This is a genomic window from Streptomyces sp. NPDC048481 (genome assembly GCF_043200075.1).
In the GTDB taxonomy this organism is placed as follows: domain Bacteria; phylum Actinomycetota; class Actinomycetes; order Streptomycetales; family Streptomycetaceae; genus Streptomyces.
In genome coordinates this window covers 1,227,457-1,240,994 of record NZ_JBICXC010000001.1, presented here as the reverse complement: position 1 = coordinate 1,240,994, position 13,538 = coordinate 1,227,457, and the positions used below count along the sequence as shown (strand labels likewise).

At 72.2% G+C, this 13,538-nt stretch carries 12 protein-coding genes; 8 read left to right on the top strand and 4 right to left on the bottom strand.

Annotated elements, in window-relative coordinates; genetic code table 11:
- Positions 1-99: 99 nt before the first annotated feature.
- On the bottom strand, positions 100-2,244 hold the full coding sequence (gene uvrB, locus ACGFSH_RS05290) for an excinuclease ABC subunit UvrB (protein WP_393345128.1): 2,145 nt from the start codon (positions 2,242-2,244) through the stop codon (positions 100-102).
- A gap of 220 nt (positions 2,245-2,464) precedes the next feature.
- Complete coding sequence (locus tag ACGFSH_RS05285) at positions 2,465-3,331, bottom strand: MHYT domain-containing protein (RefSeq protein WP_393345126.1); 867 nt, start codon at positions 3,329-3,331, stop codon at positions 2,465-2,467.
- Between the two features lie 274 nt (positions 3,332-3,605).
- On the opposite strand from ACGFSH_RS05285, the gene ACGFSH_RS05280 reads away from it, so the two are divergent.
- From ACGFSH_RS05280 to ACGFSH_RS05265, 4 genes are all read left to right on the top strand, one after another.
- Positions 3,606-4,478, top strand: coding sequence for a glycerophosphodiester phosphodiesterase (locus ACGFSH_RS05280; RefSeq protein ID WP_393345124.1), 873 nt, complete (start codon positions 3,606-3,608; stop codon positions 4,476-4,478).
- A gap of 51 nt (positions 4,479-4,529) precedes the next feature.
- A complete protein-coding gene (locus tag ACGFSH_RS05275) occupies positions 4,530-5,093 on the top strand; it encodes a methylated-DNA--[protein]-cysteine S-methyltransferase (protein WP_393345122.1) in 564 nt (187 codons plus the stop codon).
- 120 nt (positions 5,094-5,213) lie between these two features.
- Positions 5,214-6,122 (top strand): pseudouridine-5'-phosphate glycosidase, encoded by a 909-nt coding sequence (locus tag ACGFSH_RS05270; RefSeq protein WP_393345120.1) that lies wholly within the window; start codon positions 5,214-5,216, stop codon positions 6,120-6,122.
- A complete protein-coding gene (locus ACGFSH_RS05265) occupies positions 6,119-7,063 on the top strand; it encodes a carbohydrate kinase family protein (protein ID WP_393345496.1) in 945 nt (314 codons plus the stop codon). The genes ACGFSH_RS05270 and ACGFSH_RS05265 overlap by 4 nt, the downstream gene beginning before the upstream one ends.
- Before the next feature lie 37 nt (positions 7,064-7,100).
- On the opposite strand, the gene ACGFSH_RS05260 is transcribed toward ACGFSH_RS05265, so the two are convergent.
- The gene (locus tag ACGFSH_RS05260; protein ID WP_393345118.1) at positions 7,101-7,895 is read right to left on the bottom strand and encodes a methyltransferase; all 795 of its coding nucleotides are present in this window, start codon (positions 7,893-7,895) and stop codon (positions 7,101-7,103) included.
- 305 nt (positions 7,896-8,200) lie between these two features.
- On the opposite strand from ACGFSH_RS05260, the gene ACGFSH_RS05255 reads away from it, so the two are divergent.
- Positions 8,201-9,328, top strand: coding sequence for a magnesium and cobalt transport protein CorA (locus ACGFSH_RS05255; protein ID WP_393345116.1), 1,128 nt, complete (start codon positions 8,201-8,203; stop codon positions 9,326-9,328).
- Positions 9,329-9,424: 96 nt separating this feature from the next.
- On the opposite strand, the gene ACGFSH_RS05250 is transcribed toward ACGFSH_RS05255, so the two are convergent.
- Complete coding sequence (locus ACGFSH_RS05250) at positions 9,425-10,069, bottom strand: uridine kinase (RefSeq protein ID WP_393345114.1); 645 nt, start codon at positions 10,067-10,069, stop codon at positions 9,425-9,427.
- A 317-nt stretch (positions 10,070-10,386) separates the two neighbouring features.
- On the opposite strand from ACGFSH_RS05250, the gene ACGFSH_RS05245 reads away from it, so the two are divergent.
- From ACGFSH_RS05245 to ACGFSH_RS05235, 3 genes are all read left to right on the top strand, one after another.
- Positions 10,387-11,181, top strand: a complete 795-nt coding sequence (locus ACGFSH_RS05245) for a DUF2293 domain-containing protein (protein ID WP_393345112.1) — start codon at positions 10,387-10,389, stop codon at positions 11,179-11,181.
- A 136-nt stretch (positions 11,182-11,317) separates the two neighbouring features.
- Entirely contained in the window at positions 11,318-11,797 is a 480-nt protein-coding gene (locus ACGFSH_RS05240; protein WP_393345110.1) for a DUF1772 domain-containing protein, read from the top strand.
- 217 nt (positions 11,798-12,014) lie between these two features.
- Positions 12,015-13,502, top strand: coding sequence for a glutamate synthase subunit beta (locus tag ACGFSH_RS05235; RefSeq protein WP_393345108.1), 1,488 nt, complete (start codon positions 12,015-12,017; stop codon positions 13,500-13,502).
- Positions 13,503-13,538: the final 36 nt, after the last annotated feature.

Below are 13,538 nucleotides of genomic sequence, written 5' to 3'. Positions count from 1 at the left end.
GACCGGCCACAGCCGTCGCAGCGGCCCCGCGGGAACGGTCCCGCCTCCCCGCCGGAGCGGTCGGCCCGGCCGTTCAGCCGGGCCCGCCCGCCGCGTCCGTCAGGCCAGTCCGGCCTCTCGCATCTGGCGCAGTTCCTTCTTCATCTCCGAGACCTCGTCGCGGATCCGGGCGGCGACCTCGAACTGGAGGTCCGCCGCGGCGGCCCTCATGCGCTCGGTCATCTCCTCGATCTGCCCGGCGAGTTCGGCCGCGGGACGGTCGGTCGGAACCGTCTCCGCGGCCTTGCCCTTGGCCGCCTTGGCCTTGGCGCCCTTGGCCGACTTCTCACCCAGGGAGGGCACCGGGGCCTTGGTGCCGCGGCCGTCCTTCTTCGCCCGGTAGCCGGTGCCGAGCAGCTGCTCGGTGTCGACCTCCTCGCGGGCGATCTGGGCGACGATGTCGTTGATCTTCTTGCGCAGCGGCTGCGGGTCGATGCCGCGCGCCGTGTTGTAGGCGACCTGCTTCTCCCGGCGACGGTTCGTCTCCTCGATCGCCCGCTCCATGCCCGGGGTGATCTTGTCGGCGTACATGTGGACCTGGCCGGAGACGTTGCGCGCCGCGCGGCCGATCGTCTGGATCAGCGAGGTGCCCGAGCGAAGGAAGCCCTCCTTGTCGGCGTCGAGGATCGCCACCAGCGACACCTCCGGCAGGTCGAGGCCCTCCCGCAGGAGGTTGATGCCGACCAGCACGTCGAACTCGCCGGCGCGCAGTTCGCGCAGCAGCTCGATACGGCGCAGCGTGTCGACGTCGCTGTGCAGATAGCGCACCTGGATGCCGAGTTCCAGGAAGTAGTCCGTGAGGTCCTCGGCCATCTTCTTGGTCAGCGTGGTCACCAGGACGCGCTCGTCCTTCTCCACGCGCGTGCGGATCTCGTGCACCAGGTCGTCGATCTGGCCCTCGGTCGGCTTGACGACGACCTCCGGGTCGATGAGGCCGGTGGGGCGGATGATCTGCTCCACGACGCCGTCCCCGCGCGAGAGCTCGTACTTGCCGGGCGTCGCCGACAGGTAGACGGTCTGCCCGATGCGCTCCTGGAACTCCTCCCACTTCAGCGGGCGGTTGTCGAGCGCGGAGGGCAGCCGGAAGCCGTGGTCGACGAGGGTGCGCTTGCGGGAGGCGTCGCCCTCGTACATGGCGCCGATCTGCGGGACGGTGACATGGGACTCGTCGATGACGAGGAGGAAGTCGTCCGGGAAGTAGTCGAGCAGGGTGTTGGGCGGCGAGCCCGGTAGACGGCCGTCGAAGTGCATCGAGTAGTTCTCGACGCCGGAGCAGGAGCCGATCTGGCGGAGCATCTCCAGGTCGTACGTGGTGCGCATCCGCAGCCGCTGGGCCTCCAGCAGCTTGCCCTGCTTCTCCAGTTCGGCCAGCCGCTCGCCCAGTTCCTTCTCGATGTCGTTCGCGGCGCGCTCCAGGCGCTCGGGGCCTGCGACGTAGTGGGTGGCCGGGAAGATGTACAGCTGCCGGTCGTCGCTGATGATCTCGCCGGTGAGCGGGTGCAGCGTGGACAGGGCCTCGATCTCGTCGCCGAACATCTCGATGCGGACGGCGAGCTCCTCGTAGACCGGGAAGATCTCGATGGTGTCGCCGCGCACCCGGAAGGTGCCGCGGGTGAAGGCCAGGTCGTTGCGGGTGTACTGGATGTCGACGAAGCGGCGCAGCAGCTCGTCCCGGTCGAGTTCGTCGCCCACCCGGAGGGGGACCATGCGGTCCACGTACTCCTGCGGGGTGCCGAGGCCGTAGATGCAGGAGACGGAGGCGACCACCACGACGTCGCGCCGGGTGAGCAGCGAGTTGGTCGCGGAGTGACGCAGCCGCTCGACCTCCTCGTTGATCGAGGAGTCCTTCTCGATGTAGGTGTCCGACTGCGGTACGTACGCCTCGGGCTGGTAGTAGTCGTAGTACGAGACGAAGTATTCGACCGCGTTGTTCGGCAGCAGTTCGCGGAACTCGTTCGCCAGCTGGGCGGCCAGGGTCTTGTTCGGGGCCATCACCAGGGTGGGGCGCTGGAGCTTCTCGATCATCCACGCGGTGGTCGCGGACTTTCCGGTGCCGGTGGCGCCGAGCAGGACGACGTCCTTCTCGCCTGCTTCGACGCGCTTGGCCAGCTCGGCGATGGCCGCCGGCTGGTCACCGCTGGGCTGATAGGGACTGACGACCTCGAAAGGCGCCACCGTGCGTTCGATGTGGGAAACGGGCCGCATGCCATCCACCGTACGACCCCCCACTGACAATGCGGCCCGAGCAGGGCCTGCGCGGGCGTCGGCCCCGTCCGGCGGGGCCGGGGGCGAGCGGTTTCGCGGGGTGCGGCACCGGCCCGGGGAACCGCCGGATGCCGGGCGCGAGGGCTCCGCCGGGCGGCGGCCGGTGACGCGGGACGCCGCCGCGGGCTCGGGAGGGCCGCGGGCCGCCCGGGGCGGGGGCTCAGCGGTTCTGCGGCGCGCGGGACTCGCGGTGGGCCACCCGCCGGCGGCCGCGGAGCTGGGAGCGGCGGGCGGGACGCGAGACGGGCGGGTGCGCGGGCACGCCGGGCTTGTGCTCGGCGGGGGTCCAGTCGGGCCGGCCCATGACCATCAGCGGGTCGAACATGACGACGACCCCGGCGAGGCAGAGGAAGGCCAGGGGGCCGATCAGCATCGGGGCGAGGAGGGCGGCGGGCGAGTCGCCCGGCGTCGGCGTCTCGGCGGTGTGCAGGTGAACGCTCAGGGCGGTCATGCCGGTGTAGTGCATGCCCGTGACGGCCAGCCCCATGACCAGGCTCGCGCCCACGCTCCACAGGAAGCCCCTGACCTGCCCCGCGGCCCACAGGGCGGCGGTGGCGGCGGCCATCGCTATGACGACGGAGACCGCAACGGTGAACGTGTCGTATTCGAGGTTGCCGTTGAAGCGCATCCCCGCCATGCCCAGGTAGTGCATCGAGGCGATACCCAGGCCGGTGACCGTTCCTCCGGTGAAGAGGGCGGTCCCCGTCGCGCCCCGGTAGCCGACGATGAAGATCCCGATGCCCACCATGACGACGGCGACGCCCAGGCTGGCGTAGGTCGTCGGCTTGTCGTAATGGATCGGGGCGCCCTCCACCGTGAAGCCGATCATCGCGATGAAGTGCATGGTCCAGATGCCGGAGCCGATGGCCGCAGAGCCGAGAGCGAGCCACCCCGGACGCCAGGAGTGGGCGACGAGCATGGCTCTGGTGGTGCAGCGCAGACCGAGTGCACCGCCGAGGCAGGCCATGAGATAGGCCACCAGCGGTGTGACGAGGCCGTAGCTGAAACCGTCGACCGTGCCCTGCATGCGCGGTTGCCCTTCGCCCTGTTGCCTGATCTTCGAAAACGCGCCCGCCCACGACCGTCGAGCGCGGCCAAGGCTGAGAGAGAGTATGACCCCCACCGGAATGGTCGAACGATTTTCCGGCAAAGAAACACGGCCCTCCCGCACATGTGCGCCAGTGGTGACGGGTCCCGGTCGCCCTCTTCGCGCGCCCTCGCGGTCGTTCTGCGCTCCCCCGTCGCGCACGCTCTGCTGTCACAGTGGGGCTGTAGGTGATCGCACGACGCGAGGAGTACGCATGCACGCGCGCGTTATTGCCGCCACGGCCGCCGCCGTCCTGGGCTGCGTCGCCCTGCTGTCCCCCGTTCACGAGGTACGGGCGGACACGGCCGTGCGGCCCTCGGTGATCGCCCACCGGGGCGCGTCCGCCTACGCGCCCGAGAACACCCTCGCCGCCGTCGACCGGGCAGCCGGCATGGGCGTCCTCTGGGTGGAGAACGACGTCCAGCGCACCAAGGACGGCGAACTCGTGGTGATCCACGACGACACGCTCCGCCGCACGACCGACGCCGAGCAAGTCTTCCCCGGCCGTGCCCCGTGGAAGGTCAAGGACTTCACCGCGGCCGAGATCGCACGGCTCGACGCGGGCAGCTGGTTCGGCGCAGCGTACAAGGGCACCCGCGTGCCGACGCTCAAGGCATACCTCGACCGGGTGGAGCGGCACCACCAGAGACTGCTCCTGGAGGTCAAGAACCCCGAGCTGTATCCGGGCGTCGAACGGCAGATCCTCGAGACACTGGACGACGAGGGCTGGCTGGACCGGCGGCATCTCACCGACCGGCTGATCGTGCAGAGCTTCAGTGCCACCGCTCTGCGGACCGTGCACCGGCTGCGGCCCGGGGTACGGACCGGACTGCTCGGCGCGCCGGCCGCGGCGAACCTGAGCGGCTACGCCGGATACGCCGATCTGATCAACCCGTCGCACACCGCCCTGTCCCCGGCGTACGTCGATGCCGTGCACGCGCTGACCGGGCCGCACGGGGCACCGATGAGGGTGTTCGCCTGGACCGTCGACGACGCCGCGACCGCCCGGACCGTCGCCGGGTACGGCGTCGACGGTGTCATCACCGACAAGGCGGACGTGGTGCGGCGCGCCCTCTACTGGTACTAGCCGCACTGCGACGCCCCGGGCGTTGTCGGTGGCGGGTCGTACGGTGGGCCCATGGACAGCGATGGGCAGTACGGGCGGCAGGTGGTGTGGACCGTCGTGGGCAGCGACATCGGTCCGCTGCTGCTGGCCGCGACCGGCGAGGGCCTGCTCTGCGTCGGGTTCCACGCCACCGACGCGGTGCGTGACAGGACGCTCGACCGGCTGGCGGGCCGTATGGGCGTGCGGCCCGTCGAGGCGCCGGACTCGCCGCTGCTGGCCGAGGCGATACGCCAGCTCGAGGAGTACTTCGCCGGGAAGCGGCGCGCTTTCGAGCTGCCGCTGGACTGGTCGCTGCTCTCGGGGACCTCGGGCTTCAACGGGCAGGTGCTGCGCGAGCTGGCCTCCGGGGTCCCGTACGGGGCCGTCGTCGGCTACGGCGATCTGGCCAGGCGCGTGGGGCAGCCGGGCGCGGCGCAGGCCGTGGGGGTGGCGATGGGCTCCAATCCCCTGCCGGTCGTCGTGCCCTGCCACCGGGTGGTCGAGAGCGACGGCGGCATCGGCGGGTTCGGCGGGGGCCTGGAGACCAAGCGGAAGCTGCTCGCGCTGGAGGGCGTACTGCCCGAGCCGCTGTTCTGAGCACCCCGTGCGGCCCGTATGCGCGCCAGGGCGGTGTCGTCCCCCACAGACCGCGGGGGTTTGACCGGTCGCGCCGCCCGCCAGGGATGAGGGGGAGGCCGACGGACAGGAGGCGGGTGCGTGGTGCTGGTGGTGTCGGAAGAGGTAAGGGACGCGGTCGACGCGGGTCGTCCCGTGGTGGCCCTGGAGTCCACGATCATCTCGCACGGGCTGCCCCGCCCCCGCAACCTTCAGGTGGCGCTGGAGCTGGAGGCGCTCGTACGCGCGGAGGGCGCGGTACCGGCGACGATCGCGGTGCTGGACGGGCGGCCCCATGTGGGGCTGGACAAGGGGCAGTTGGAGCGGGTCGCCAACGAGGACGGTTTCCGCAAGCTGGGCCACCGCGACCTGCCGCTCGCGGTGGCCTGCGGGGCGAGCGGGGCGACCACGGTGTCGGCGACGGCCCTGCTGGCGACGCTCGCGGGGGTGCGGGTGTTCGCGACGGGCGGGCTCGGCGGTGTGCACCGGGAGTGGACGCTCACCCAGGACGAGTCGGCCGACCTGCGGCTCCTGGCGAGCACCCGGATCACGGTCGTGTGCGCGGGCGTCAAGTCGATCCTGGACGTGCCGGCGACCCTTCAGCGGCTGGAGACGCTGGGTGTGGCCGTGGCCGGGTACCGCACGGACCGTTTCCCCGGGTTCTACCTCTCCGACTCGGGCCATCCCGTCGACTGGACGCTGGAGACTCCGCGGCAGGCCGCCGAGGTCATGCGCGCTCAGGACGCGCTCGGGGTGCCGGAGTCGGCGCTGATCGTCGCGAACCCGGTGCCCGAGGAGGAGCAGCTGGATCCGGAGCTGCACGCGCGGGTGCTCGCCGACGCGCTGCACACGTGCGCGGAGGCGGGCGTGACCGGCCAGGGCGTCACCCCGTTCCTGCTCGACCATCTGGTCCGGCACACCGACGGCGCGTCCCTGAGCGCCAACCTGGCGGCGGTACGCGGCAACGTGCGGCTGGCGGCGCGGATCGCGACGGCGTGGGCCGAGGCATGACCGGCGGGGCGCTGCTGGTCGTCGGGGACGTCGTGACGGACGTCGTCGCGCGGCACCGGGGCCCGCTGTCGCCCGGCACGGACACGGCCTCCCTGATCCACACGCTGCCGGGGGGCGCGGGGGCCAATGTGGCGTGCTGGGCGGCGCACCGGGGCTGTCCGGACGTGCGCCTGCTCGGGCGGGTGGGCGCGGAGTCGGCGGCCTGGCACGAGCGGGAGCTGACCGCCTGCGGGGTGCGGCCCCGGCTCGTGGTCGATCCGCACGCGGTCACCGGGACGGTGATCTGTCTTGTCGACACGGACGCCGCCGCCGAGCGGACGTTCCTCACCGACAGCGGCGCGTCCCTGCGGATCGCCCCGGACGACTGGTCGGACGCCCTTCTCGACGGAGTCGGCCGACTGCATCTGTCGGGCTATCTGCTGTTCTCGCGGACCGGGCGGGATCTGGTGCGCACGGCGGCGGCGTCGGCACATGCGCGTGGTGCGCAGGTGAGCCTCGATCCCGCGTCGGCGGGCTTCTTGGCGGAGCTGGGCGCGGACCGCTTCCTGGCACTCGTCGAGGGGGTGGACGTGCTGCTGCCCAGCCGCGACGAGGCCGGTCTGCTGACGGGCCTGTCCGATCCCGCGCAGGCCGCGGCCGAACTCAGCCGTCACTTCCCTCTGGTGGTGGCCAAGCACGGCCCGGACGGCGCGCTGGTGGCCCGGGGCGGGGCCGTCCTCGCCCGTGTTCCGGCCGTCGCGGCGACCCCTACGGACACCACGGGCGCCGGCGACGCCTTCACCGGAGCGTTCCTCGCCGCGCTGCTCACGGGCGCCGACGCCGAGGCGGCAGCGGCCGAGGGCTGCCGGGCCGGGGCGGAGGCGGTGGAACGCGTCGGCGGCAGACCGCCCACCTCCGTGGACACGACAGCGACGACGACGCGGTCGGCGCACGTCCACTGAGAGGACCACCGGGGCCACCGGGGGACCACCGGAGCCGCTACGCCTTGCGGCCCCAGGCCGAGATCATCGGTGCGGTCGCGAGGTCCATGCTGCCGGAGGCGACGTTCGCGAGGTGCCGGTCGATCTCCTCGTCGGTCGCGAGACCCGCCTCGACGAGCTCGTCGCGGATCTGACGGACCGTCGCGGACTCCAGCGCGGTACAGGCGGGAGAGGTGACGGGGAAGTAGGCGTCGGCCTCGACCCGGACCAGGCCGGCCTCGCGGAGCAGACGCGGGAGCCTGCGGCCGTAGGAGAGGTCGGCGCCCCGGCCCGCGAGAAGCTGACGGAAGCCGTGGCGCAGGCGGTTCGCCAACTGCTGTTCGGGGCCGTGCTCGTCGGGGCAGAGCAGGGGCTGCAGGGCGGGGTCGGCGTCCTCGATGAGGATCCGCCCGCCGGGGCGCAGGGCCGCGACCATGGAGCGCAGGGCGCGTTCCCGGTCGGGGACATGGACCAGGACCAGCCGGGCGTGCACCAGGTCGAGCCCCTCCATCGGCGGCTCGTCGACGCCGACGTCGTGGACGCGGACCTCCACCGGCGGGCGGGCGACGGACCGCAGGCGGGAGGTGTCGATGTCCGTCGCGAGGACCTTGCCCGTCGGACCGACCTTCTTCGCCAGCCAGGACACGACGGAGGGGCCGCCGGCGCCCGCCTCCCAGCAGCGCCAGCCGGGGCCGATCCCCAGTCCGTCGAGATGGCGGAACGTGGTGGGGTCGAAGAGGGCGGCGAAGGCGTCGAAGCGCTCCCCCGCCTCCGGCTGCCGGTTGTCGAGGAGGTAACGGTCGGATCGCGTCATGCGGCGATCATCCCAGCCGTCCGGCGTGCCGACCGTGGTCGACGCGGCCGGAGGCCCGGCCTCGCAAACCCCGCTCTTGTGACGCGTACGACATCACGTCGCCGCCGCGGCGGAGGCGGCCGAAGTCCCGCTGCTCATAGGCAGGAAGCCCCGTCGTCCACCGGCGTTCGGCCCCCGTCGTCCACTGGCGGGAACAAAGCGGAACCTTCCGTTTCCACAGGCCTCCGCATCGAATGTCCGGGCCTGGCAGACTGGCGCGCCAGGCGCAGGAATGCGGCGCGAGGAGATCATGCGAGGAGACCCGGATGACCATGGCGGGGAATCTGCGGAAGGTCGCCGGCTTGGGCAAGGCCGGCGGGCTGCGCACGGTGGCACGGCTGGCCCGACGGCGTCCGCGCGTCGACCTCAGCCACCACGCTCGTTCCCCGTTGGGGTCGTCCGTGGTGAACTGCGTGACGTATCAGGACGGCGTCCGGGCCCCGAGCGGCGGTGACCTGGTCGAGACGGTGGAACGGACGCGCAGGAACGGCCACGGTTTCGTCTGGCTCGGCCTGCACGAGCCGACCAGCGACGAGTTCGCGGGCATCGCCGACCTCTTCGACCTGCACCCGCTGGCCGTCGAGGACGCCGTCGAAGCCCATCAGCGGCCGAAGGTCGAGCGTTATGGCGAGGCGCTGTTCGCGGTGTTCAAGACGGTCTGCTACGTCGAGCACGAGGAACTCACCGCGACGAGCGAGGTGGTGGACACCGGCGAGATCATGGTGTTCGTCGGCCGGGACTTCGTGATCACGGTGCGCCACGGACGGCACGGTTCGCTGGGCCCGCTGCGTGAGGCGCTGGAGTCGGACACGGCCCAGTTGGAGAAGGGCCCGTCGGCGGTGCTGCACGCCGTCGCGGACCATGTGGTCGACGACTACCTCAACGTCATCGACGCGGTGCAGTCGGACATCGACCAGGTCGAGACGGACGTATTCGCCGAGAACGGCGCTCGGCTGGACCCCGGGCGCATCTACCAGCTCAAGCGGGAACTCCTGGAGCTGAAGCGGGCGGTGGTGCCGCTCGGCCGGCCGCTGCTGGATCTGGCGGACCGGCCGGTCCGGGTGGTCGACCCGGAGATACAGGCCTACTTCCGGGACGTCTCCGACCACCTGCTGCGAGCCACCGAGCAGATCGCCGCCTTCGACGAACTGCTCAACTCGATTCTGCAGGCGCACCTGGCGCAGGTCACGGTCGCGCAGAACGAGGACATGCGCAAGATCACCGCATGGGCGGCGGTCATCGCGGTGCCCACGATGGTCTGCGGGGTGTACGGCATGAACTTCGAGCACATGCCGGAACTGCACTGGAGATTCGGTTACCCCCTGGTCCTCGGCGTGATAGCCGTGGCCTGCCTGGTCCTGCACCGCGGCTTCCGGCGCAACGGCTGGCTCTGAGCGGCCCCGCCTCCGCCGATCCGGTCACACCCACACGCGTGTGGGCGAAGGGGCGAGGGGGCGACGGGGCCGGGGGGGGCGGGGGCGGGAAGCCTGTCAGCCGCCGCTCCAGGCCGGATGGCGGGGGTCGTCCGCCCGCACGAGGACGTCGGCCGTGACAGCCGGGTCGGTCTCCTGGTCGTAGCGCGCGAAGGCGGGCAGCGTCCAGTGATCGGCTTCCGCCGTGCGCCGGCGCAGGGCGGCCGGGGAGAGCAGCACATGGACGCTCAGGTCGAGGGGGAACCAGTGGCGCAGCAGGAAGGGACCGTGCAGCAGAAGGAAGCCGCCGCGTGGCAGCACGACATAGGGGTTACGGGTGGCGCGGTCGGTGACGGGATCGCGGAGATCGGGCAGGACGCGTCCGTCGCCGTCAGCGTCAAGGGGATTGAAGACCTCGCGCCACAGCGCGCCGGTGTCGAACCAGCCGTCGTAGTAGGCCTCGACGTCCTGGCGGCCGTGTTCCAGGCGGAGCGAAGCGGGCCGCAGGAACCCGTGCGTGTCCACCACCTGTGCGGGACGGCCACGGGCGCGCAGCGCCTCGGCGACACGAGACGCGAGATCTCCCGGGCGGGCGGCCGGGGCGCCGTCGAAGGCGATGCGCGGCCAAGGGCTCCCGTCGTCCGGCTTCAGGTCGAGCAGCCGCTCGGCGAGAAGATCGCCGAGCCGTTCCCAGGTGATCGCTTCGAGTCGCACACGGCCCATGATGCGTCAGTCGCCGGTCGGAATGCGTCACAGCCGGAGACCGCCGCAGGGCCGGGCCCCGGGGGCGCGGGGAGCGGCCGTCGCCGCGGACGCCGTGCGGCGGCGGCCGGCGAACGCGCGCCCGGCCGGCGGACGAGCGGCGGTGACCGGGCCGTCGGGGAGGGGGCGGCACGCGGGCTGGTCCGGCGGTTCGGCGGTTCGGCGGGCTGATCCGGCACTCCGGCACTCCGGCACTTCGGCAGGTTGATTCGGCGGTGGGGCACAGCCGGGGCCGTCGGTCGGGGTGGCCTGGGTGTCCGCCAGGGAATGAAGCCCGTATGGCACCCGCAGCTCCCACCGTCCCCGCGCCGCACCGCCGGATCGTCGTCGTCCAGCCGCTCCGGCGGAAGCTCTGCGCCGGGTGCCGTCGCGGACCGTTGGCGATGCTCGTCCTGGAGGACGCCGCGCCCCGCTGCCTCGACTGCGCCGACCTCGGCCACCTGGTCTTCCTGCCGCGCGGTGACACGGCACTGACCCGCAGGGCGCGTGAGGAGAGCGGGCTGTCGGCGGTGGTGGTCCGGTTCAACCGGCGCAAGGGGCGCTACGAGCGGCAGGGCGTCCTCGTCGAGGAAGACGCGCTCGGGCGGGCGGAGGAGCGGTGCCTCGCGGACGCCGAGGCGCGGCGGCGACGTCGGATCCGGGACGCCCGACGACGGGCAGCGCACGACGCGCGGTTCGCGGAGGCGTTCGCGGCGGAGATCCTGCGCCTGTTTCCCGGCTGCCCGCAGGAGCGGGCAGCCGGGATCGCCGCGCACGCCTCGCTTCGAGGCAGCGGTCGGGTCGGACGCAGTGCCGCCGGCCGGGCGCTGACCGAGGGCGCCGTCGGCTCGGCGGTCGTGGCCTCCGTACGTCATCTCGACACGGCGTACGACGGGCTGCTGATGAGCGGGCTGCCGCGCTACGAGGCACGCCGGCAGATCGCGCCTGACGTGGAGGCGCGGTTGCGGGCTTGGCGGGAGGGGCGGGAGGGACGGGAGGGGGCTCCAGTCGCTCCGGCGGGTCCGGTTGCTCCGGCGCGCTCGGCGGGTCCGGCGGGTTCAGTTGCTCCGGCGGGGCCGGCGGCGTCTGGCTGAGGCCGTCGGGCCGGATGACGCACGTGTGCGCCGGTGCGCGTTTCGGCCATGGTCACGCAGCGCGGACAGGATTTCACTTGAGGCGACGGAGCGCACCGGGCAGGATCTCCGCTCGACCGTGGGAGTTGACGTTGTCATGATCGATGGACCGTATCCGGTGCTCGCGATGCTGGGCGCGCTGGCGACGGGGCTGATGGCCGGGCTCTTCTGCGCCTTCTCGCTCCTGGTGATGCGCGGGCTCGCCGCGCTGCCGGCCGCTCAGGGCGTGGCGGCGATGAACGCGATCAACTCCTCGGCCATGAGAGCGGCGTTCATGGTTCTCTTCCTGGGCGTGGCCGTCCTGTGCGCGGTGATCGCCGTCGTGACGTTCGTGCTGTGGCCGGCCCACGGGACGACGCACCTGCTGCTCGGCAGCGCGCTGTATCTGTGCGGCGCGTTCGGCGTGACCGTGGTGGCGAACGTGCCGCGCAACGAGGCCCTGGCGAAGCCGGCGCCGGACGCGCCGGAGGCCGTCGCCTACTGGCCGACGTATCTGCGCGAGTGGACCGGATGGAACCATGTGCGGGCGGTGGCATCGGCCGCCGCCGCGCTCGTCTACGCCCTCGCCCTGATCTGATCCGGCCTTATGCGATCCGATCTGATCGCGTACGCCCGCACGCTGACCCCGATCTGATTCGATCCGATCGGCCGGCACCGGAGGGGTACGCCCCGGAACCTTCGGTGAAAGCGCTGTCCCGCCCCTCTGCGTGGGCGGCCGGCGGCACGTATCGTGGCCGGAAGAGTGCCGCCCGATGACGCTCGGCCTGTCGTACGCGTAGGCGAGGAACACGCCCATGGCCGATCCCAAGGGATTCATGACGACACCCCGCCAGGACTGGCCCCGCCGGCCGGTCGAGGAGCGGGTGCGGGACTGGGACGAGGTGTACGTCCCCGGGGCGCTGCTGCCCCTGATCAGCAAGCAGGCCGACCGCTGCATGGACTGCGGGGTTCCGTTCTGCCACGACGCCTGTCCGCTCGGCAATCTCATCCCCGAGTGGAACGACCTCGTCTCGCGGGAGGACTGGCGGGCCGCGAGCGACCGGCTGCACGCGACGAACAACTTCCCCGAGTTCACCGGCAGGTTGTGTCCCGCTCCGTGCGAGGCCGGATGCGTGCTCGCCATCAACCAGCCGGCCGTGACCATCAAGAACGTCGAGGCGGCGATAGCCGACCGGGCCTGGGCCGACGGGCTCACGCCACCGCGGCCGCCGGACCGGCTCTCGGGCAAGACGGTCGCCGTGATCGGTTCCGGGCCCACCGGGCTGGCCGCGGCTCAGCAGCTGACCCGGGCCGGGCACACCGTCGCCGTCTACGAGAAGGACGACCGGATAGGCGGGCTGATGCGGTACGGCATCCCCGAGTTCAAGATGGAGAAGCACCATCTGGAGCGGCGGATCGAGCAGATGCGGGCGGAGGGCACGAAGTTCCGTACGTCGACCACCGTCGGGCGGGACGTCATGGCAGGGGATCTGCGGACGCGCCACGACGCCGTCGTCATCGCCACCGGTGCGACCGAGTGGCGCGAACTACACGTGCCCGGACGGGAGTTGACCGGCATCCAGCAGGCGATGGAGTATCTGCCGCTGGCCAACCGGGTGTGCGCGGGCGATCTGGAGGCGTCCCCGATGTCCGCCGCCGGCAAGCACGTCGTCATCGTCGGCGGCGGTGACACGGGGGCCGACTGTCTGGGCACGGCGGTGCGCGAGGGCGCCGCGTCCGTCACCCAGCTGGACATCTACGCGCAGCCCGGGGTGGAGCGCGACGAGGACGCCGATCCCTGGCCGACGTACCCGAAGATCTACCGTCTCTCGGCGGCGCACGAGGAGGCGCGCGACCTGGAGTCCGCGCCGGCGGCGGACGCCGACGCCCGGTTGTTCGCGGCGTCCACGCTCCGCTTCACCGGTGACGCGACCGGGCACGTGCGGTCGCTGCACCTGGTCGAGGTGGACGCGCGGCGACGGCCGGTGGAGGGCACCGCACGGGCTCTTCCGGCGGACCTCGTACTGCTCGCCCTCGGCTTCTCCGGTCCCGACCGGGAGGACGGTCTCGTCGAACAGCTCGGGCTGGCCCTGGAGCCGCGCGGCACGATCGCGCGGGACGGCGACTTCGCGACCAACGTGCCCGGTGTGTTCGCCGCGGGCGACGCGGCGCGCGGACAGTCGCTGATCGTGTGGGCGATCGCGGAGGGCCGGGCGGTGGCGGCCGCCGTCGACCGTCATCTGACCGGGAGTTCACGGCTGCCGTCGCCGATCGGGCCGTACGACCGGCCGATGAGCGTCTAGGACACCCACCGGAGCGGTCGTCCACTCGGGGGTCGG